Raw genomic sequence first — 20,423 nt, forward strand, 5'->3', positions numbered from 1 at the left:
ACTGCGAAAAACGGTTCGGCCACCGGTGGGGTGGCCGGGTACAGCGTGTCAAACCAGCGCGGCATCCGCCGCATAGGCGTGCTTGAGCAGCTCGGTGAAGCGCTCGAAGGCTGCGACCGCGCCCCGTTCGGCGGCGGCCTCTTCTTCGGCCGACAGCGCCAGGCCATCGAGGATGCGGGTGAACTGTTTCCAGCCTTCGGCACGGCCGCCGGCCGGTTCGCCCAAGTGGCGGGCGCCGAAGCTGTCGGACAGCTCAAGGGCCACGGCACGCTTGATCAGAAACGCAGCGCCCAGTTTGGAGCCTTCGGAGACGAAGATCCAGCCCATGGCCTCGCCCAGGCTCGGATTTTGTACCGCGCCAGGGACTGCGCTGGGCACTTCGGTGTCGAGGTCGGCGAGGTCCAGGCGGGCCTGTTCGGCGCGGCAACGCTCGGCCAGGTCGGGGACGATGGCGATCAGTTGCGGGTCGTTGTACAAGGCCTTGAGTTCGGACTGGAACAGGTACTGGGCGACCACGAAGCGGGCGAAGTTTTCACGGCTGTCGAAGGGGGCGTGGGCCTTGACCAGGGCATCCAGCTCGGTGTGCGGGGCGTGGGTGATCTGGTTGAGGCGCTGGGAGCGCAGGGCTGGGCGTTCGGTCATGGGGGCAGTCCTTGGAAAAAGGGGCGTCTAGATACAAGACGAAATAGCGGGGGCGGGACAGTAAAAAAACTGGGTTTTTTGGGTGGTGGCCTTGAGGGTTGCAGCGCTCGATCTGGCAGACGCTGCAACGCTCAAGGCCTACCCAAGGGATCAGATATCCCACACCACATTGATGCCAAAGTTGCGCCCCGGCATGGTTAGGCGGTCCATGTTGGCTGGCTGGGTTACCGCAGCCTCACCCTGGCCGTCGTAGCTGCGTACCGAGTCCCACTGCCAGTACTTCTTGTCGGTGAGGTTGTACAGGCCGGCGTTGATGGTGACGTCGTCGGTCACCTTGTAGAAACCGGTCAGGTCCAGCACGCCATAGCCCGGGGTGCGGAACTTGGCGCTGGCGCCATCGGGTGCGTAGAAGTGGGTGTCGTCTACGCGGGTCTTGCGCTTGACCAGCGTCCAGCTCAGCAGGCCACCGTAGTTTTGCTGCTCGTAACCCAGGCCGAACACACCCTTGAGCGGGTTGACGGTGTTCAGCGGCTGGCCGGTGTCATCGTTGCGACCGTAGGCGTAGGCAATCGAGCCCTGGGTGTAAAGGCCTTGCGGCGCGCCGAAGTGATCCAGGTTCAGGCGGCCCTTGACCTCGGCGCCTTTGATGGTGGCGTGCTTGATGTTGTTGGCCTGGAAGGTTTGCTCCAGGTTGGCACTTTGCACGGCATCTTCATCGATGAAGTCGCGGTACTTGTTGTAGAACACCGCCACATCGAAGTTACCCGCGTCGAAGTTGCCACGCAGGCCGGTTTCGTAGCTTTTGCTCTTTTCAGGTTCGAGGCCCGGGTTGCCCTCTACGCGGTAGCCTTGCTCCAGGTTCTGGAAGCGGCCGTACATGGACTTGGCCGTGGGCGTGCGGAACCCTTCGGCATACTGGCCGTACCAGGTGTAGTTGTCGTTGAACGCGTAGGTCAGGCCAAACTTGGGCGAGACGCGGTGCCACTTCTTGTCCGAGTCGTCCTGCGAGGTGGGTGCCGTGCCGGTGGACTCCAGGCCACGCAGGAAGGCATCGGTAAACTTGGGCTCCATGTGCGTGTAGTCATAGCGTGCGCCTGGCATGAAGGTCCAGTTGTTCCAGCGGATCTCGTCCTGGACGAACAGGCTGTAGGTGTTGATGGTCGGGTCCGGGAAGTCGCTGACCAGCACCTGGCCATCTGCCGGGCGCTCTGCACCTGCGGCGCTGCAACCAGAGCCTACGGTCAGGCAGGTGCCGGTGCCGCTGCGCGAACCGGTGACCTTCTCGTGCTTGAGTGTGGTGCCGTAGGTCAGCAAATGATCGGTTGCACCAATGCTGAAGGCCTTGTCCAACTGGGCGTCGAACACCCATTGGCGGTCTTTGTAGGTGGTGTCGCGGGTTCGCAGTACCTGACGGCCAGGCGGCGCGTAGATTTCGTCGGTGTGTTGGTCGGTCTTGGCGATCTGGTAGTTCAGGCTCCACTTCACGTGGTCGGCTACCAGAGTGTCCAGGCCGAATTCATGATTGATGCCGAAGCGCTCGCGCGTGATGGTGTCGTTACCGCTACGCGCCTTGTAATAACCCATGCCACCAAAGCCTGGAACAAACGGCCCACCCACCGCACTGAGGATATTCTGGTCGCGGTCGTCCTTGTAGCGCTCGTAAGTGAACCCCAGGCGCGCATCGTCAGCGTAGTTCCAGCCCAGTTTGGCCAGCACGTTGGTGCTGCGCACGTCCTGCGGGTTGGCTTCGGTGCGGGCCAGGCCGTCACCGCTGTGGCCACCGTAGGACTCGGTCTCGTGGCCGTTACGCTGGCTCAGGTGGAGCAAGCCGTCGAAGTCGCCCTGGCGGCCGGCGACGGTGGCGGAGGTCAGCCAGCTTTCGTCGGCCGAGCTGTAACCGGTCTTGAGGCGTGCACCCACGTCCTTGCCGGGCTTGATGATGTCGTCCGGGTCGAGGGTGAAATAGCTGACCGCGCCGCCGATGGCATTGCTGCCATATAGCACTGATGCGGGGCCGCGCAGTATCTCCACGCGCTTGACGATCTCGGGGTCGACGTAATTGCGCTGGGTCTGGGCGTAAGGGCCGTAGAAGAAGCTGTCGGGGATCGACACACCGTCGATCTGGGTGAGGATCCGCTCACCGTCGATGCCGCGGATGTTGTAGCCGTTCAGGCCGCTGCGCTGGCCGGTACCGGCCACCGAAACACCTGGCTCGTAGCGCACCAGGTCCTGGATGTTGTTGACGTTCTGCCGGTCCAGTTGCTCGCGGGTCTGCACGCTGACGGTGCTCGGCACCTGGCTGACGTCCTGGGCGCTGCGGGTGGCGCTGACGGTCACCTGCTGCAGGGCGATGACATTGCCCGTGGTCTGGCGCTCGAGCACCACGTTGCCGTTACCGATCTTGCGATAGCCAAGGCCGGTGCCCTTGAGCAGGCGCTTGAGCGCGGCCTCCGGTGGCAGCGAGCCCTGCACCCCTTGCGAGGCGACGCCATCGGCCAGTTCGGCACTGAAGCCGACCTGCCAGCCGGTGACCTGGCTGAAGGCATTGATGGCCGAAACCAGTGGCTGCTGGCCGATGCTGAAGCGATAGTCACCCATGCGCGGGCTGCTGGCCTGGGCAGGTTCGGCGGCCAGGGCCGGCAGGCTGCAGGCGCCGCAGGCGAGCAGGGCCAGGCTCAGCAGGGACAATTGCCCTGTGCGGCGGGAAAGTGTGGACGGGCGAGTTGGACCTGTGGACATCGAAAGCGCTCCCAGACGCGCGAACTGTTATAGGTGATGACCGTTCTTGTTATCAAACAAGAATCAGTTGCATTGGCTATAACGAGACGGGCGGGGTAGCGCGATTGCGTAAAAATAATTTATCGCAGTCGCAGCACCTGCAGTGGCAACTCAGTTGAGAATCACCACAGCGGGGTATTCGTGCAACTGGGCAGAGGTGATGTGGGCCAGGGCGCGCAGGGTTTCCAGCGGTTGGTCGAGGCGATAGTTGCCCGTGACCGCGACGTCTTCCAGGCCGGCATTGCGGTTGATGATCCAGCCCGGGTAGTAGCGCCTGACCTCGGCCAGCACCTGGCTCAACGGGCAGTTCTCGAACACCAGGCGGCCGTCGATCCAGGCCAGGTCCTTTTGCATGTCCGCGCGCTGGCGCTGGCCAAAGCCCTGGGGGCCGACGCTGATGCTGTCGCCGGCGCTGAGGCGGATGCGCTGGTCGCTGGCGGCCTGCAAGTCGACATCACCGCGCTGCACCCGCACCTGGGCTTCGCCGTCGAGGTAACGCACGGCGAAGTCGGTGTCACGCACCTGGGCCCGTAGCGGGCCGGCCTGGACTTCGAGCGGCCCTTGCGCGCCCTCGGGCACCTGGAAGTAGGCCTCGCCCTGCAGCAGGCGCGCGACCTGGCGCCCTTCTCGCAGGTCACTGGCGAACGCCGAGTTGGTGTTGAGCAACACTTTGGCGCCGTCGTCCAGTTGCAGGCGCTGCCGTTCGCCCACCACGGTCAGGTGATCGGCCTGCAGGCGCATGGGCAGGTTGCCGAGGGTGAACAGGCCGATCAACAACACCGCGGCGGTGGCCAAGGGCTTCCAGTGGCTGCGCAGGCGCCCGCGCAGGGATCGACGTTGGCCCTGATGCAGCTGCGCGGCCGCCTGGTGCAATGGCGTGCCATTCCACAGCGCTTCTGCTTCAACATAGGCTTCGGCGTTTTCCGGTGCGGCGCTGAGCCAGGCTTCGAAGGCCTGGGCGTCGTGCGCATCGGCGCATTGCAGGCGTACCAGCCAGTCCAGTGCCTCGTCCATGGCACGGGCACGGGCGTTGGGCCCGGCAGGTGTCGGGCGAGGGACAGGGCGGTCGGTCACGGTGAATCCTTGCAAGGGTTGTTCACGAATCATCAAGGCTAAGGTCGGGTGTGGCAAGTGCTTTGCGTTGCCCGGCTGGCCGACGGTCGCATCACTTGAGGCGGTCGGCGACGCCCATGCAGATGGCCATGATCAGTTTCAACTCCTTCTGCACCGTGCTGGCCGAGACGTTCAGTTGCTCGGCAATTTCCAGGTAGGTGGCGCCATGCAGGCGGCTGAGGATGAAGATGCGCTGCTGGCGCTCGCTCAGTTGATTGAGGCTGACGCTCAGGTGCTTGAGCAACTGCTCGGCGTGGGCGGCGTCCTCGCTGCTGCTGGCGGGCGCAGCGACACTGTGCAGCACCTCGTCGGGCACGTCGTCGACCAGCATGCGGGACTGCACCCGGCGTGCGCGCAAATGGTCGAGGGCCAGGTTGCGCGCGGTCTGGAACACGAACGGTTCGATATGTTCGATGGGCCGTTCGCTCAGCGCACGGGAAACCCGCAGGTAGGTTTCCTGCAGCAGGTCCTCGGCCGTGCTGGGGTTGCCCACCATGCGTTGCAGGGTACGCAGCAGGGTGAGGCGCTGGACGAGGAAAACGGAGTTGAACCGGGACTGACTCACAGGGGGACCTGGCCGACGAAAGGTTAATGATAATGCTTATCATCTGTACCAAAGGTCAAGCCTGGATGTGTTTAGTAAAGGTAAAGATTGCCGTTCGGCCCTGTCGCCGGCACGCCGGCGACAGGGCCAAGTGGGCTCAGCGTGCGTTGCACAACGCCAGGCAGTTATCCAGCATCCGGTTGGAGAAGCCCCATTCGTTGTCGTACCAGGCCAGCACCTTCAGCATGCGCCCGTTGGCCCGGGTATGGTTGGCATCGAAGATCGCCGACAGCGGGTTGTGGTTGAAATCGCACGAAACCAATGGCAAGGCGTTGTAGCCCAATACCTTGGAGTGCCGGCTGGCCTCCTGGAACAGCTGGTTGACCTCGTCGGCGCTGGCGTCACGCTTGAGGTTGACGGTGAGGTCCACCAGCGACACGTTGATCACCGGCACCCTTACCGCCATGCCGGTCAGCTTGCCGGCCAGTTCCGGCAGCACCAGGCCCACGGCTTCGGCGGCGCCGGTCTTGCTCGGGATCATCGACTGGGTGGCCGAGCGCGCACGGTAGGGGTCGCTGTGGTAGACGTCGGTCAGCACCTGGTCGTTGGTGTAGGCATGGATGGTCGTCATCAGGCCTTGTTCGATGCCGAACTCGCGGTGCAGCACCTGGGCGATCGGCGCCAGGCAGTTGGTGGTACAGGAGGCATTGGAAATGATCTGGTGCGACGCGCGCAGCACGTCATGGTTGACCCCGTACACCACGGTGGCGTCAGCCCCCTTGGCCGGTGCCGAGACGATCACCTTGCCAGCCCCTGCAGCCAGGTGCGCGGCAGCCTTGGCCCGGTCGGTGAACAGCCCGGTGCATTCGAATACCACGTCGATCGCTTCGGCCTTCCAGGGCAGCTCGGCCGGGTTGCGGATGGCACTGACCGCGATACGGTCACCATTGACCGTGAGGCTTTCATGATCGGCTTCGACGCTGGCGTCGAAGGTGCCGTGCACGCTGTCGTACTTGAGCAGGTGGGCGTTCATGGCGCTGTCACCCAGGTCGTTGATGGCGACGACCTGCAGGTCCTGGCGGTAGCCTTGGGTATACAGTGCGCGAAGGACATTGCGCCCTATGCGGCCGAATCCATTGATGGCGATGCGAAGGGTCATGGCGTTACCTCTGGCGGTCCGAGTGAGGCCTGTGGCACAAAGGGGCTTCACTGAAACGGTTTTGTTGTTGGAATTACAAGATTATTCACTATCAGATAGAAAACAAGCCTTTTTAGTGGCAGTATTTTGTTTAAACATACAACGAGTGGTCGGGCAGGCCTCTCAGGGATGCCTCCAAGGCCCTTTTCTAGAGCCTAGGTCGCAATCGTTTGGAGGGGAAATGCCCGGTAAGCCGCCCATACAGTTAGCCTGGAGTCCAGTACATGCACCCGCGCATCCTTGAGGTCACCCAACGGCTGGTCGAACGCAGCCGTGCCACCCGTGAACGCTACCTGCAGCTGATTCGCGGCGCGGCCAGTGACGGACCCATGCGTGCCAGCCTGCAATGCGCCAACTTTGCCCACGGCGTGGCCGGTTGCGGCGCCCAGGACAAGCAGAGCCTGCGGCTGATGAATGCGGCCAACGTCGCCATCGTCTCGGCCTACAACGACATGCTCTCGGCGCACCAGCCGTACCAGCACTTCCCCGAGCAGATCAAACAGGCCCTGCGAGAAGTCGGCTCGGTCGGCCAGTTCGCCGGCGGCGTGCCGGCCATGTGCGATGGCGTGACCCAGGGCGAGCCGGGCATGGAGCTGGCCATCGCCAGCCGTGAAGTGATCGCCATGTCCACCGCCGTGGCCCTGTCGCACAACATGTTCGACGCCGCGCTGATGCTCGGCATCTGCGACAAGATCGTCCCCGGCCTGATGATGGGCGCGCTGCGTTTCGGGCACTTGCCGACCATTTTCGTGCCAGGTGGCCCGATGCTCTCGGGCATCTCCAACAAGCAGAAGGCCGACGTGCGCCAGCGCTATGCCGAGGGCAAGGCCAGCCGCGAGGAGCTGCTGGAGTCGGAGATGAACTCCTACCACAGCCCCGGCACCTGCACCTTCTACGGCACCGCCAACACCAACCAGCTGGTGATGGAAGTGATGGGGTTGCACCTGCCAGGCGCCTCGTTCGTGAACCCCTATACGCCGTTGCGCGATGCGCTCACTGCCGAGGCCGCGCAGCAGGTCACGCGCCTGACCAAGGCCAGCGGCAGCTTCATGCCACTGGGCGAGGTCGTCGACGAGAAGTCGCTGGTCAACTCGATCGTCGCCCTGCATGCCACCGGCGGCTCGACCAACCACACCCTGCACATGCCGGCGATCGCCCAGGCGGCGGGCATTCAGCTCACCTGGCAGGACATGGCCGACCTGTCCGAGGTGGTGCCGACCCTGTCCCATGTCTACCCCAATGGCAAAGCCGACATCAACCACTTCCAGGCCGCTGGCGGCATGGCCTTCCTGATCCGCGAGCTGCTCGATGCCGGGTTGCTGCACGAAGACGTCAACACTGTCGCGGGCCACGGCTTGCGCCGCTACACCCAGGAGCCATTCCTCGACAACGGCAAGCTGGTCTGGCGCGAAGGCCCGCTGCACAGCCTGGACGAGACCATCCTGCGCCCGGTGGCGCGGCCATTCTCGGCCGAAGGCGGCCTGCGGGTGATGGAAGGCAACCTTGGGCGTGGGGTGATGAAGGTTTCCGCAGTCGCCCGCGAGCATCAGGTGGTTGAAGCCCCGGCGCGGGTATTCCACGACCAGCAGTCGCTGGCCGACGCCTTCAAGGCCGGCGAGCTGGAGTGCGATTTCGTGGCCGTGGTGCGCTTCCAGGGGCCGCGTTGCAACGGCATGCCGGAGCTGCACAAACTGACGCCGTTCCTCGGTGTGCTGCAAGACCGCGGCTACAAGGTTGCGCTGGTCACCGATGGGCGCATGTCGGGCGCGTCGGGCAAGATCCCGGCTGCCATCCACGTTTGCCCCGAAGCCTTTGACGGTGGGCCGCTGGCACGGGTGCGCGATGGTGATATCGTGCGGGTCGATGGTGTCGAAGGCACGCTGCAGCTCAAGGTGTCGGCCGAGGAACTGGCCAGCCGCGACCTGCCGCCAGCACCTCAGGGCAACGACCTGGGTTGCGGGCGCGAGCTGTTCGGCTTCATGCGCATGGCGTTCAGCTCGGCCGAGCAAGGCGCCAGCGCCTTTACCTCGGCCCTGGAGAACCTCAAATGAAGGACCTGCTGGTTGGCGACATCGGTGGCACCAATGCCCGCTTTGCGTTGTGGCGTGACAACCAGCTGTACCAGGTGAAGGTCTTCGCCACCGCTGACTACACAAGCCCCGAGCAGGCGATTGAAGCCTACCTGCACGATCAGGGCATTGCCCGTGGCGGCCTGTCGGCGGTGTGCCTGGCCGTCGCCGGGCCGGTCGATGGCGATGAGTTTCGCTTCACCAACAACCATTGGCGGCTCAGCCGGCGTGCGTTCTGCAAGACCTTGCAGGTCGAGCAGCTGTTGCTGATCAACGATTTCACGGCCATGGCCTTGGGCATGACGCGCCTGCAAGCGGGCGAATTCCGCGAAGTCTGCCCTGGCCAGGCGGACCCGCTGCGGCCTGCTTTGGTGATCGGGCCGGGTACCGGCCTTGGTGTCGGCAGCCTGCTGCGCCTGGGTGAACAGCATTGGCAGGCATTGCCGGGTGAGGGTGGGCATGTCGACCTGCCGGTGGGCAATGCCCGTGAGGCGGCGATCCACCAGCAGATTCATGGCCAGATTGGCCATGTCAGTGCCGAGACGGTGCTCAGTGGCGGTGGCCTGGTGCGCTTGTATCAAGCCATCTGCGCACTGGACGGCGACATACCGCGACACAAGACCCCAGCCGATATTACCGATGCCGCCCTGGGCGGCGAACCGCGGGCGTTGGCGGTGGTCGAGCAATTCTGCCGCTTCCTGGGGCGGGTGGTGGGCAACAATGTTCTGACCCTGGGCGCCCGGGGTGGGGTTTACATTGTCGGCGGTGTGATCCCGCGGTTTGCCGAGCTGTTTTTGCGTAGCGGGTTTGCCGCGAGCTTGGCCGACAAGGGCTGCATGAGCGGGTATTTTGCCGGGGTGCCAGTGTGGCTGGTGACGGCGGAGTTTTCCGGGTTGCTGGGGGCGGGGGTGGCTTTGCAGCAGGTGCTGGATCAATAGAGCGAAGCAGCCCAATATCGAAACAGCAGGCGAAAGACCTGTGACAACAAGAGGGCGGGACACCTTGAGCACTGCCGGTAAATCCATCCTGATGGTCGACGACGATCAGGAAATCCGTGAGCTGTTGCAAACCTACCTGAGCCGTTCCGGCTTCCAGGTTCACGCCGAGGCCGACGGGCAGGGCTTTCGTCAGGCCCTGGAAAGTACCGCCTGCGACCTGGTCATCCTCGATGTGATGTTGCCCGATGAAGACGGCTTCAGCCTTTGCCGCTGGGTGCGCCAGCACCCGCGCCAGGCGCGGGTGCCCATCATCATGCTCACCGCCAGCTCCGACGAAGCCGACCGGGTCATCGGCCTGGAACTGGGCGCCGACGACTACCTGGGTAAACCCTTCAGCCCGCGTGAGCTGCAGGCACGGATCAAGGCCTTGTTGCGCCGTGCCGAGTTCGGCCAGGCGGCGCCGAGCAGTGCCGTGCTGGCCTTCGACGACTGGCGCCTGGACACGGTCAGCCACCGCCTGTTCCACCGCGATGGCGAAGAGGTGATCTTGTCTGGCGCCGACTTCGCTTTGCTCAAGCTTTTTCTCGATCACCCCCAGCAGATCCTCGACCGTGACACCATCGGCAATGCCACCCGTGGCCGTGAGCCGATGCCGCTGGACCGTATCGTCGACATGGCGGTCAGCCGCCTACGCCAGCGCTTGCGCGACACCGACAAGCCGCCGCGGCTGATCCGCACTGTGCGTGGCAGTGGTTACCTGCTGGCTGCCCATGTCTGCTGTGCTTGCTGAGCGGCGTTGGCGCCTGCTGCCACGCTCGCTGCTGGGGCGCATGCTGCTGCTGACCTTGCTGGTGGTACTGCTGGCGCAGGGCTTGTCCAGCGTCATCTGGGTCGCCCAGCTACGTGCCAGCCAGTTGCAAGGCTTGCGCGCCAGTGCCGGCAGCCTGGCCCATTCGATGAGTGCCAGCGTCAGTTATTTCCGTTCTTTGCCAGTGGCCTATCGGCCGATGGTGCTGGACCAGTTGCGCAGCATGGGCGGTACGCGTTTTTTCGTGTCGCTCAACGACAAGCCGCTGGACATGCCGGTATTGCCCATAACACCGCGCAAGCAGGCGGTCATCGATGTGTTCCAGCAGGTGCTGCACGAGCGGCTGGGCGCGCAGATGGAGATTTCCGTGGAGTTCGTCGCCCCCGATGACCTGCGCATCTTCAACAGCGGCCTTAAGCTCGATGAGCTGCCGCGCTCCTGGGCCCATTATTCGCTGACCCTGGAGCCACTCAACCCCCCGGTGCTGGTCACGCAGATTCGCCTGGGCGAAGGCGAGTGGCTGTACATCGCCTCGCTGCTGCCCGAGCCGTATACCAGCCTCGAAGCCGAACGCCTGCCGCGTCAGCAAATCGGCTTCATCGTGATGACGACGGCCTTGCTGCTGCTGTTCATCGGCCTGCTGGTGCACTGGCAAAGCTGGCCGCTCAAGCGCTTGGCGCGCGCCGCGCGGGACCTGTCGCTGGGTGCCGATGTGGCGCCAGTGCCCGAGGGCGGTGGTAGCGAGGTGGTCGAGGTGGGGCGGGCGTTCAACAGCATGCGTGAGCGCATCAGCCGCTACCTGACCGAGCGCAGCCAGTTGTTCAGCGCCATTTCCCACGACCTGCGCACGCCGATCACCCGCCTGCGGCTGCGTGTCGAACTGTTGGAAGATGAGCGCCTGCAAGCCAAGTTCAGCCAAGACCTGGATGAACTGGAGCTGTTGGTCAAAGGCGCCTTGCAGTGCGTAAAAGACACCGACATTCACGAGAACATCGAGCCGGTCGACCTCAACCAGGTACTGGAGATTCTCGCCGAGCCCTACCTGGGCGATGGCCGCATCACCGTCGAAGGCCAGGCGCTGGCGCCGTACCCGGGCAAGCCGCTGGCCTTGCGCCGCTGCATCGGCAACCTGATCGACAATGCCATCAAGTATGGCGAGCGGGCACGCCTGCGCATCATCGACAGCAACGAGGGCTTTGTCCTGCAGGTGGATGACCAGGGGCCGGGGGTGCCGCAGCAACAGCAGGAGCAGGTGTTCGTGCCGCACTTCAGGCTGGCCGGGCAGCAACAGGGGTACGGGTTGGGGTTGGGGATTGCGCGCAACATCGCCCATAGCCATGGCGGGGAGGTCAGCCTGCTGAACTTGCGCGAGGGCGGGTTGCGCGTGACCCTTCATCTACCCCGCAGCCTGGACTGATGGCCATGTCACTGACCGGTGACACAACGGCAGGCCTTCGTGACATTCCAGCCAGGACGGCTGGCTAGACTCTGCACACCTCTGGCATGGAAGACGTGGCTGCATGGACTCTATCGATTCGCTGGAACATACCGCCTGGCTCACCCACGAAGGGTGGCGGCTGCTGGCGTTCGCGATGGCCTCGCAAGTGCCTGAAGGCTTCGCCAATCTTGACGCCCGTGGCCAGTTGCCGCCCTCGGCCCTTGCCGAAACCCTGACAACTGCGCGCATGACCCACAGCTTTGCCCTGGCGCACCTCCAAGGTGTACCAGGCTGCCTGGCATTGGTGGAGCATGGCGTACAGGCCTTGCGCGGGCCGTTGCATGACGCCACGCACGGCGGTTGGTTCGATCGCCCGCAAGGGCAGGGTGGCAACGGCAAGGCGGCCTACCTGCATGCCTTCGTCGCGCTGGCCGCAAGCTCGGCAGTGGTAGCCGGTGCCAGCGGTGCGCAGGGTGTGCTGGAGGAGGCGATCCGGGTCATCGAGGAACGCTTCTGGAGCGAGGAAGAGGGGGCGTTGTGCGAGTCCTTTGCCAGCGACTGGCAGCAGCCGGAAGCCTACCGTGGTGCCAACAGCAACATGCACGCCACCGAGGCCTTTCTCGCCCTGGCGGATGTGACCGGCGATGCGCTCTGGCTGCAGCGCGCCCTGCGCATCGTCGAGCGCATCATTCAAGGCCATGCGGCTGCCAGCGACTACCGCGTGGTCGAACATTTCGATGCGCACTGGCAACCGCTGCCTGAATACAATCAGGCCAACCCCACCGATCACTTCCGGCCTTATGGCACGACGCCTGGCCACGCGTTCGAATGGTCACGCCTGCTTCTGCACCTGGAGGCCGCACGGCACTTGGCCGGGTTGTCTACGCCGGCGTGGCTGCTGGCCAGTGCGCGAGCGCTGTTCGCCAACGCCTGCCGGCATGCCTGGAACGTCGATGGCGCCGAGGGCATCGTCTACACCCTGGGCTGGGACAACCAGCCCAGGGTGCGCGAGCGCCTGCACTGGGTGCATGCCGAAGCGTGCGCCAGTGCGGCAGCCTTGCTGCGGCGCACCGGTGAGCAGCAGTACGCGGATTGGTATGGCTGTTTCTGGGCATTCATCGACAGCCACTTCATCGACCGCGTCGGTGGAAGCTGGCACCACGAACTCGACCCTGGCAACCAGCCTGCAGCGGCTATCTGGGCAGGCAAGCCAGACCTCTATCACGCCTATCAGGCTGTGCTGTTGCCCACCTTGCCGTTGGCGCCGAGCCTGGCGAGCGCACTGGCGCGCAATGTAACCAAACGATGACATTCACGCATCGCTTCGTTACCTGGCGCAGCGACCGCTCTGATTAGACTCCATGCAATGCAAGCGATCGACTTGCCCGGCATAACAACAAGAAAGGTATTCCGATGAATTCGACTCTCCGCCTCGCTGCCGCGATCTCCCTCGCCTCGTTGTTCCCGCTCAGTGCCCTCGCCGCCGACGCCAAAGGCAGTGTCGAAGTGGTGCACTGGTGGACCTCGGGGGGTGAAAAAGCGGCTGTCGATGTGCTCAAGGCCCAGGTCGAGAAGGATGGCTTCACCTGGAAGGATGGTGCAGTCGCCGGCGGTGGCGGCGCCACCGCCATGACCGTGCTCAAGAGCCGCGCCGTGGCCGGCAACCCGCCCGGCGTTGCCCAGATCAAGGGCCCCGACATTCAGGAGTGGGCCGCCACCGGCCTGCTTGACACGGATGTGCTCAAGGATGTCGCCAAAGAAGAGAAGTGGGACTCGCTGCTCGACAAGAAAGTCGCCGACACCGTGAAGTACGACGGTGACTACGTGGCCGTACCGGTGAACATCCACCGCATCAACTGGCTATGGATCAACCCCGACGTCTTCAAGAAAGCCGGCATCGACAAGGCGCCGACCACCCTCGACGAATTCTACGCCGCCGCCGACAAGCTCAAGGCCGCCGGCTTCATTGCGCTCGCCCATGGTGGCCAGCCCTGGCAGGACAGCACGGTGTTCGAAAGCGTGGTGCTGTCGGTAATGGGCGCGGACGGCTACAAGAAAGCCCTGGTCGACCTCGACGAAGCGACGCTGACCGGGCCGCAAATGGTCAAGTCGCTGACCGAGCTGAAGAAGGTCGCCACCTACATGGACCCAGACGGCAAAGGCCAGGACTGGAACCTGGAAGCGGCCAAGGTCATCAATGGCAAGGCCGGCATGCAGATCATGGGCGACTGGGCCAAGAGCGAGTGGACCCTGGCGCACAAGACCGCCGGCAAGGATTACCAGTGCGTCGCGTTCCCCGGTACCGATAAAGCGTTCCTGTACAACATCGATTCGCTGGTGGTGTTCAAGCAGAAGGACGCAGGCACGGCTGCCGGCCAGCAGGACATCGCCCGCAACGTGTTGGGCGAGGACTTCCAGAAGGTCTTCAGTACCAACAAAGGGTCGATCCCGGTGCGTAACGATATGCTTGCCGATATGGGCAAGTATGGCTTCGACGCCTGCGCGCAGACGTCTGCCAAGGACTTCCTGGCCGACGCCAAAAGCGGTGGCCTGCAACCAAGCATGGCGCACAACATGGCCACCACGCTGGCGGTGCAGGGCGCCTTCTTCGATGTGGTGACCAACTACATCAACGACCCCAAGGCCGACCCGGCCGATGCGGCGAAGAAGCTGGCGGCGGCGATCAAGTCGGCCCGGTAATCGATCCCAAAGGTGTAAACCAGGCCCGCCCCCATGGGGGGCGGAGCTCTCAATCGTTTGGGAAGCAGATCATGACCACAACTACCGCCCGACTGCGGGCCTCACCCCTGGACGCTCTGCAGCGCTGGCTACCCAAGCTGGTGCTGGCGCCGAGCATGTTCATCGTCCTGGTGGGCTTCTATGGCTACATCCTCTGGACCTTCGTGCTGTCCTTCACCACCTCGACCTTTCTGCCAACCTACAAATGGGCGGGCCTGGCGCAATACGCCCGGTTGTTCGACAACGACCGCTGGTGGGTGGCCAGCAAGAACCTGTTGGTGTTCGGGGGGCTGTTCATTGGCATCAGCCTGGCCATCGGTGTACTGCTGGCGGTGTTGCTCGACCAGCGCATCCGCCGCGAGGGCTTCATCCGCACGATCTATCTCTACCCCATGGCGCTGTCGATGATTGTCACCGGCACCGCCTGGAAGTGGCTGCTCAACCCCGGCATGGGCCTGGACAAACTGCTGCGCGACTGGGGCTGGGAAGGTTTTCGCCTGGACTGGCTGATCGACCCCGACCGGGTGGTGTACTGCCTGGTGATCGCCGCCGTGTGGCAAGCCTCGGGCTTCATCATGGCAATGTTCCTCGCCGGCCTGCGCGGCGTCGACCAGTCGATCATCCGCGCCGCACAGATGGACGGCGCCAGCCTGCCGCGCATCTACTGGACCGTGGTATTGCCAAGCCTGCGACCGGTGTTCTTCAGCGCCGTGATGATCCTCTCGCACATCGCCATCAAGAGCTTCGACCTGGTGGCCGCGATGACCGCCGGTGGCCCGGGGTACTCGTCCGACCTGCCGGCGATGTTCATGTACTCGTTCACCTTCAGCCGCGGCCAGATGGGCATGGGCTCGGCCAGCGCCATCCTCATGCTCGGGGCGATCCTGGCGATCCTCGTGCCTTACCTGTATTCGGAGCTGCGGAGCAAACGCCATGCATAGCCCTGCCGAAAAACCGGCGTTGAGCATCAGCCGCATCGCCATCCACGCGGTACTGCTGATTGCCGTGCTGCTGTACCTGGTGCCGCTGGTGGTCATGCTGCTGACCAGCTTCAAGACCCCCGAAGACATCAGCAGCGGCAACCTGTTGAGCTGGCCGACCGTGGTCAGTGGCGTCGGCTGGGTCAAGGCGTGGGGCACGGTCAACGGGTACTTCTGGAACTCGATCATGATCACCGTGCCCGCCGTGCTGATCTCCACGGCCATCGGTGCGCTCAACGGCTATGTGCTGTCGATGTGGCGCTTCCGGGGCTCGCAACTGTTCTTCGGCCTGCTGCTGTTTGGCTGCTTCCTGCCGTTCCAGACGGTGCTGCTGCCGGCCTCGTTCACCCTTGGCAAACTGGGCCTGGCCAGTACCACCAGCGGCCTGGTGCTAGTGCATGTGGTCTACGGCCTGGCCTTTACCACGCTGTTCTTTCGCAACTTCTACGTGAGCATCCCCGATGCGCTGGTCAAGGCTGCGCGCCTGGACGGTGCCGGGTTCTTCACCATCTTCCGCTGCATCATCCTGCCGATGTCGACACCGATCATCATGGTCTGCCTGATCTGGCAATTCACCCAGATCTGGAACGACTTCCTGTTCGGTGTGGTGTTCGCCAGTGGTGACTCGCAACCGATCACCGTGGCCCTGAACAACCTGGTCAACACCAGCACCGGGGCCAAGGAATACAACGTCGATATGGCGGCGGCAATGATCGCCGGCCTGCCAACCCTGCTGGTCTACGTGGTGGCAGGCAAGTATTTCGTCCGCGGCCTCACGGCCGGCGCCGTCAAGGGGTAAGTCATGGCAACGCTTGAACTTCGCAATGTGAACAAGACCTACGGCAGCGGCTTGCCGGACACCCTCAAGGACATCCAGCTGTCGATCAAGGACGGCGAGTTCCTGATCCTGGTCGGCCCCTCGGGCTGTGGCAAGTCGACCTTGATGAACTGCATCGCCGGCCTTGAGCAGATCACCGGCGGTGCCATCCTGATCGACGAGCAGGACGTCAGCGGCATGAGCCCCAAGGACCGTGACATCGCCATGGTGTTCCAGTCCTACGCGCTGTACCCGACCATGAGCGTGCGTGAGAACATCGAGTTCGGCCTGAAGATCCGCAAGATGCCCCAGGCCGCCATCGACGAGGAGGTGGCGCGGGTGGCCAAGCTGCTGCAGATCGAGCACCTGCTTTCACGCAAGCCTGCCCAGCTCTCCGGCGGCCAGCAGCAGCGCGTGGCCATGGGCCGGGCGCTGGCGCGGCGGCCGAAGATCTACTTGTTCGACGAACCGTTGTCCAACCTCGACGCCAAGCTGCGGGTCGAGATGCGCACCGAAATGAAACTGATGCACCAGCGCCTGAAGACCACCACGGTGTACGTCACCCATGACCAGATCGAGGCCATGACCCTGGGCGACAAAGTGGCGGTGATGAAGGACGGCATCATCCAGCAGTTCGGTACCCCGCAGCAGATCTACAACGACCCGGCCAACCAGTTCGTCGCCAGTTTCATCGGTTCGCCACCGATGAACTTCATTCCGGTGCGCCTGGCTCGGCAGGACGGGCGCCTATTGGCCCTGCTCGACAGCGGCCAGGCGCGTTGCGAGCTGCCGTTGGGCGTGGCCGGCGCTGAACTGGACGGGCGCGAGATCATCCTCGGCATCCGCCCCGAGCAGATTGCCCTGGGCACGGGGGAGGGCAATGGCCTGCCCGGCATCCGCGCCGACGTGCAGGTTACCGAGCCCACCGGGCCGGACCTGCTGGTGTTCGTCACCCTCAACCAGACCAAGGTCTGCTGCCGCCTGGCGCCGGATGTGGCGTGCAAGGTCGGCGACAGCCTGAACCTGCAGTTCGACCCGGCACGGGTACTGCTGTTTGACGCCGCCAGCGGTGAACGCCTGAGCCTGGACACCGCCAACGCTTCAGTGAAGGACAACGTGACTCACTTCAAGAGCCGTTGAATCGTCTACACCATCAATAAGAAAAAAGAGGACGCAAAGGGATGGAACAGCGCAATCGCATCAGGACCTTGGGCTCACTGGCCTTGCTTGCCATGGTTGGCAGCAGCGGGGCGCAGGCCGCCGAGGCCTTCTCCAGCGAGTCGAAATGGATGACCGGCGACTGGGGCGGTACTCGCACCGAGCTACTGGAAAAAGGCTATGACTTCACCCTCGACTACGTGGGCGAGGTGGCGGGCAACCTCAACGGCGGCTACAACGACGACAAGACCGCACGCTACAGCGACCAGTTTGCCCTGGGTGCGCACCTGGACCTGGAAAAGATCTTTGGCTGGCATGACACCGAGTTCAAGCTGGCGATCACCGAGCGCAGCGGCCGCAACCTGTCCAACGACCGCATCAGCGACCCGCGTGCCGGCCAGTTCAGTTCGGTACAGGAAGTGTGGGGCCGCGGCCAGACCTGGCGGCTGACCCAGATGTGGATCAAGCAGAAGTACTTTGACGGTGCCCTGGATGTGAAATTCGGCCGCTTCGGCGAGGGCGAAGACTTCAACAGCTTCCCCTGCGACTTCCAGAACCTGGCCTTCTGCGGCTCGCAGGTGGGCAACTGGGTGGGCGGCATCTGGTACAACTGGCCGGTCAGCCAATGGGCGCTGCGGGTCAAGTACAACATCACGCCTGAGTTCTTCGTGCAGGTCGGCGCGTTCGAGCAGAACCCCTCGAACCTGGAAACCGGCAACGGCTTCAAGCTCAGCGGCAGCGGCACCAAGGGCGCGATCCTGCCGGTGGAGGCGGTCTGGTCACCCCAGGTCAACGGCCTGCCGGGCGAGTACCGCCTCGGCTACTACTACAGCACGGCGGATGCCGAAGACATCTACGAAGACGTCAATGGCAACCCGCAAGGCATCAGCGGCGCGGGCTTCAAGTCGCACTCCAGCAAACATGGCTGGTGGGTGGTTGCGCAGCAGCAGGTCACCGCCCAGGGCGGTGATGCCAGCCGTGGTCTCAGCCTGTTTGCCAACTTCACCGTGCACGACAAGGCCACCAACGTGGTCGACAACTACCAGCAGGTCGGGCTGGTGTACAAAGGCGCCTTCGATGCCCGGCCCAAGGACGATATCGGGTTTGGGATCGCCCGCATTCACGTCAACGACGATGTGAAGAAGCGTGCCGAGCAGCTCAATGCCCAGAGCGGCATCAATGATTACGACAACCCGGGCTTCGTGCCGCTACAGCGCACCGAGTACAACGCCGAGCTGTATTACGGCTTCCACGTCACCAACTGGCTGACCGTGCGCCCCAACCTGCAATACATCAAGAGCCCGGGCGGGGTGGATGAGGTCGACAACGCGCTGGTCGCTGGTTTGAAGATTCAGTCGTCATTCTGAGCACATTTGTTGTAAATTTACGCCAATCCAATTTCGGCTCCCGGCACCCACTGGCTTGCAGTGGTTGTCGGGGATAGGCCGAGACAGCGCTATCTCAAACAACAAGAGCTTGGAACCATGCCCGAACATCCGCTACATCGCTTCTTTTCCGCACAGCGGCCCAGGCCGACATTCGAGTGGGAGCGTTACCAGCAGCGCGATGTCCTGATCATCGACCACCCTCTCTGCCAGGCTGTGTTCAGCCGGCAGGGCGCGCAGCTGCTGCACTTTCAACCCGCTGGCGAAAAGCCCTGGTTGTGGTGCGCCGAGCAGTGGCCGCAGGTGGGGGCGATTCGGGGGGGTGTGCCGGTGTGCTGGCCGTGGTACGGCCGCCACCCCAGCGAGGACCTGTGGCCGGCCCATGGCTGGGCGCGGCTGCTGGACTGGAAGCTGGTGGACAGCCGCGAGGACGAGGAGGGCGTGGCATTGAAGTGGCGCCTGGACCTCTGCGACTGGCAGGTCGACCTGCATGCACGGCTTGGCAGCCGCATGGAGCTGCGCCTGAGTACCGAGCACCAGGACAGCGAACCGTGCCAGTTGAGCCATGCGCTGCTGGCTTACTGGCGTATCAGTGACGTGTCCGAGATAGCGCTGTCTGGGCTTGAGGATATCGAAGGCTACGACCGCCTGAGCCGGCAGGCCTGCCGCGAGGAAGGTGCGCTGAAGCTCAAGGGTGGCTGCCAGAAGGTCTACCCAGGCACCCCGCGGGTGCAACTACAGGACCCGGCCTGGCAGCGCGAACTGTGCATCGACACCGGTGACAGCGATGACACCGTGGTCTGGCACCCGGGCAACCGCCCGCTGATGGGCGTGACCGGTCGCGAATGCCAGGGCTTCGTCTGTGTCGAAGCCGCCAGTGGCAGTGGCGAGGGCCTGAGCCTGGCCCCGGGGCAACGTGCGCACTTGCGTTTGCAAGCGCATCGGCTCAGTTGAGTTCGTCGTCCTCGATCGGGTAACGGCTGGCGTTGAGGCTTTCCTTGATCTTGCGCAGGTGCGGCTGGAAGTCCACGCCGCGGCGCAGGGTCATGCCGGTGGCCAGCACGTCGAGCACGGTCAGCTGGATGATTCGCGAGGTCATCGGCATGTAGATGTCGGTGTCTTCCGGCAGTGGAATGTGCAGGCTCAGGCTGCAGGCCTGGGCCAGCGGCGAGCCGGCAGCGGTCAGGCCCAGTACCGAGGCGCCGTTTTCACGGGCCACGCGCGCCACCTCGACCAGTTCGCGGGTGCGCCCGGTGTAGGAGATGATCACGAACAGGTCGCCGGTGTGGGCCACCGAGGCCAGCATGCGTTGCATCAGCACGTCGGCGTGGGCCGACACCGCCAGGTTGAAGCGGAAGAACTTGTGCTGGGCATCCAGGGCCACCGGCGCCGAGGCGCCAAGGCCGAAGAAGTGGATCTGCCGGGCCTGGATCATCATGTCCACGGCGCGGCTGACCTGCTGCGGGTCGAGTTGCTGGCAGGCGCTGTCGAGCGAGGCGATGGCGCTGCCGAAAATTTTCTGGGTGTAGGCGGCAGGGTCGTCGTCGGCCTCGACGGCGCGGCTCACATAGGCAGCGCCACTGGCCAGGCTCTGCGCTAGCTGCAGCTTGAGCTCGGGGTAGCCGCTGACGCCGAACGACCGGCAGAAGCGGTTGACGGTCGGTTCGCTGACCTTGGCCGCCTGGGCCAGTGCAGCAATGCTGAAACGGGTGGCTTGTTGCGGATTGAGCAGGATGACTTCGGCGACTTTGCGTTCGGCCTTGTTCAGCTCGTCGAGGCGTCCCTGGATCTGTTCCAGGAGGTTTCGCACGCGGTC

Annotated in this window: 17 protein-coding genes; 11 read left to right on the forward strand and 6 right to left on the reverse strand. The window is 63.9% G+C overall.

Annotated elements, in window-relative coordinates; genetic code table 11:
- Positions 1–48: 48 nt before the first annotated feature.
- From HU770_RS01590 to gap, 5 genes are all read right to left on the reverse strand, one after another.
- Positions 49–642 (reverse strand): biliverdin-producing heme oxygenase, encoded by a 594-nt coding sequence (locus HU770_RS01590; RefSeq protein ID WP_186657132.1) that lies wholly within the window; start codon positions 640–642, stop codon positions 49–51.
- Positions 643–792: 150 nt separating this feature from the next.
- The gene (locus tag HU770_RS01595; RefSeq protein ID WP_186662935.1) at positions 793–3,381 is read right to left on the reverse strand and encodes a TonB-dependent receptor; all 2,589 of its coding nucleotides are present in this window, start codon (positions 3,379–3,381) and stop codon (positions 793–795) included.
- Positions 3,382–3,531: 150 nt separating this feature from the next.
- Positions 3,532–4,494, reverse strand: a complete 963-nt coding sequence (locus HU770_RS01600; protein ID WP_033701038.1) for a FecR domain-containing protein — start codon at positions 4,492–4,494, stop codon at positions 3,532–3,534.
- Between the two features lie 91 nt (positions 4,495–4,585).
- Positions 4,586–5,098: a sigma-70 family RNA polymerase sigma factor gene (locus HU770_RS01605; protein ID WP_186657139.1), complete on the reverse strand. Its 513-nt coding sequence runs from the start codon at positions 5,096–5,098 to the stop codon at positions 4,586–4,588.
- A gap of 136 nt (positions 5,099–5,234) precedes the next feature.
- Positions 5,235–6,236 (reverse strand): type I glyceraldehyde-3-phosphate dehydrogenase, encoded by a 1,002-nt coding sequence (gene gap / locus HU770_RS01610; RefSeq protein WP_186657145.1) that lies wholly within the window; start codon positions 6,234–6,236, stop codon positions 5,235–5,237.
- Positions 6,237–6,499: 263 nt separating this feature from the next.
- Here gap and edd point away from each other — a divergent pair, with 263 nt between their 5' ends.
- The 11 genes from edd to HU770_RS01665 all read left to right on the forward strand — a co-directional run bounded on the left by edd (position 6,500) and on the right by HU770_RS01665 (position 19,561).
- Positions 6,500–8,326: a phosphogluconate dehydratase gene (gene edd, locus HU770_RS01615; protein WP_186657149.1), complete on the forward strand. Its 1,827-nt coding sequence runs from the start codon at positions 6,500–6,502 to the stop codon at positions 8,324–8,326.
- Positions 8,323–9,282: a glucokinase gene (locus tag HU770_RS01620; RefSeq protein WP_186657151.1), complete on the forward strand. Its 960-nt coding sequence runs from the start codon at positions 8,323–8,325 to the stop codon at positions 9,280–9,282. The genes edd and HU770_RS01620 overlap by 4 nt, the downstream gene beginning before the upstream one ends.
- Positions 9,283–9,346: 64 nt before the next feature.
- Positions 9,347–10,072 (forward strand): two-component system response regulator GltR, encoded by a 726-nt coding sequence (gene gltR / locus HU770_RS01625; RefSeq protein WP_186662936.1) that lies wholly within the window; start codon positions 9,347–9,349, stop codon positions 10,070–10,072.
- Positions 10,053–11,507 (forward strand): ATP-binding protein, encoded by a 1,455-nt coding sequence (locus HU770_RS01630; RefSeq protein WP_186662937.1) that lies wholly within the window; start codon positions 10,053–10,055, stop codon positions 11,505–11,507. Before gltR ends, HU770_RS01630 begins: the two co-directional genes overlap by 20 nt.
- Positions 11,508–11,610: 103 nt before the next feature.
- Positions 11,611–12,837, forward strand: coding sequence for an AGE family epimerase/isomerase (locus HU770_RS01635; protein ID WP_186657157.1), 1,227 nt, complete (start codon positions 11,611–11,613; stop codon positions 12,835–12,837).
- Between the two features lie 104 nt (positions 12,838–12,941).
- A complete protein-coding gene (locus tag HU770_RS01640) occupies positions 12,942–14,228 on the forward strand; it encodes an ABC transporter substrate-binding protein (RefSeq protein WP_186662938.1) in 1,287 nt (428 codons plus the stop codon).
- 71 nt (positions 14,229–14,299) lie between these two features.
- Entirely contained in the window at positions 14,300–15,208 is a 909-nt protein-coding gene (locus HU770_RS01645; protein ID WP_186662939.1) for a sugar ABC transporter permease, read from the forward strand.
- Entirely contained in the window at positions 15,201–16,046 is an 846-nt protein-coding gene (locus tag HU770_RS01650; protein WP_033701025.1) for a carbohydrate ABC transporter permease, read from the forward strand. Before HU770_RS01645 ends, HU770_RS01650 begins: the two co-directional genes overlap by 8 nt.
- A 3-nt stretch (positions 16,047–16,049) precedes the next feature.
- Positions 16,050–17,204, forward strand: a complete 1,155-nt coding sequence (gene ugpC / locus HU770_RS01655; RefSeq protein ID WP_033701023.1) for a sn-glycerol-3-phosphate ABC transporter ATP-binding protein UgpC — start codon at positions 16,050–16,052, stop codon at positions 17,202–17,204.
- A 92-nt stretch (positions 17,205–17,296) separates the two neighbouring features.
- Positions 17,297–18,589, forward strand: coding sequence for a carbohydrate porin (locus HU770_RS01660; RefSeq protein ID WP_238338609.1), 1,293 nt, complete (start codon positions 17,297–17,299; stop codon positions 18,587–18,589).
- A 117-nt stretch (positions 18,590–18,706) separates the two neighbouring features.
- Entirely contained in the window at positions 18,707–19,561 is an 855-nt protein-coding gene (locus tag HU770_RS01665) for a D-hexose-6-phosphate mutarotase (protein WP_186662940.1), read from the forward strand.
- Here HU770_RS01665 and hexR read toward each other — a convergent pair.
- A complete protein-coding gene (hexR, locus tag HU770_RS01670; RefSeq protein WP_172960401.1) occupies positions 19,554–20,417 on the reverse strand; it encodes a DNA-binding transcriptional regulator HexR in 864 nt (287 codons plus the stop codon). The two genes, HU770_RS01665 and hexR, sit on opposite strands and share 8 nt — an antisense overlap.
- Between the last annotated feature and the right edge of the window lie 6 nt (positions 20,418–20,423).

The sequence above is a fragment of the Pseudomonas sp. SWRI68 genome (assembly GCF_014269165.1).
Taxonomy (GTDB): domain Bacteria; phylum Pseudomonadota; class Gammaproteobacteria; order Pseudomonadales; family Pseudomonadaceae; genus Aquipseudomonas; species Aquipseudomonas capeferrum.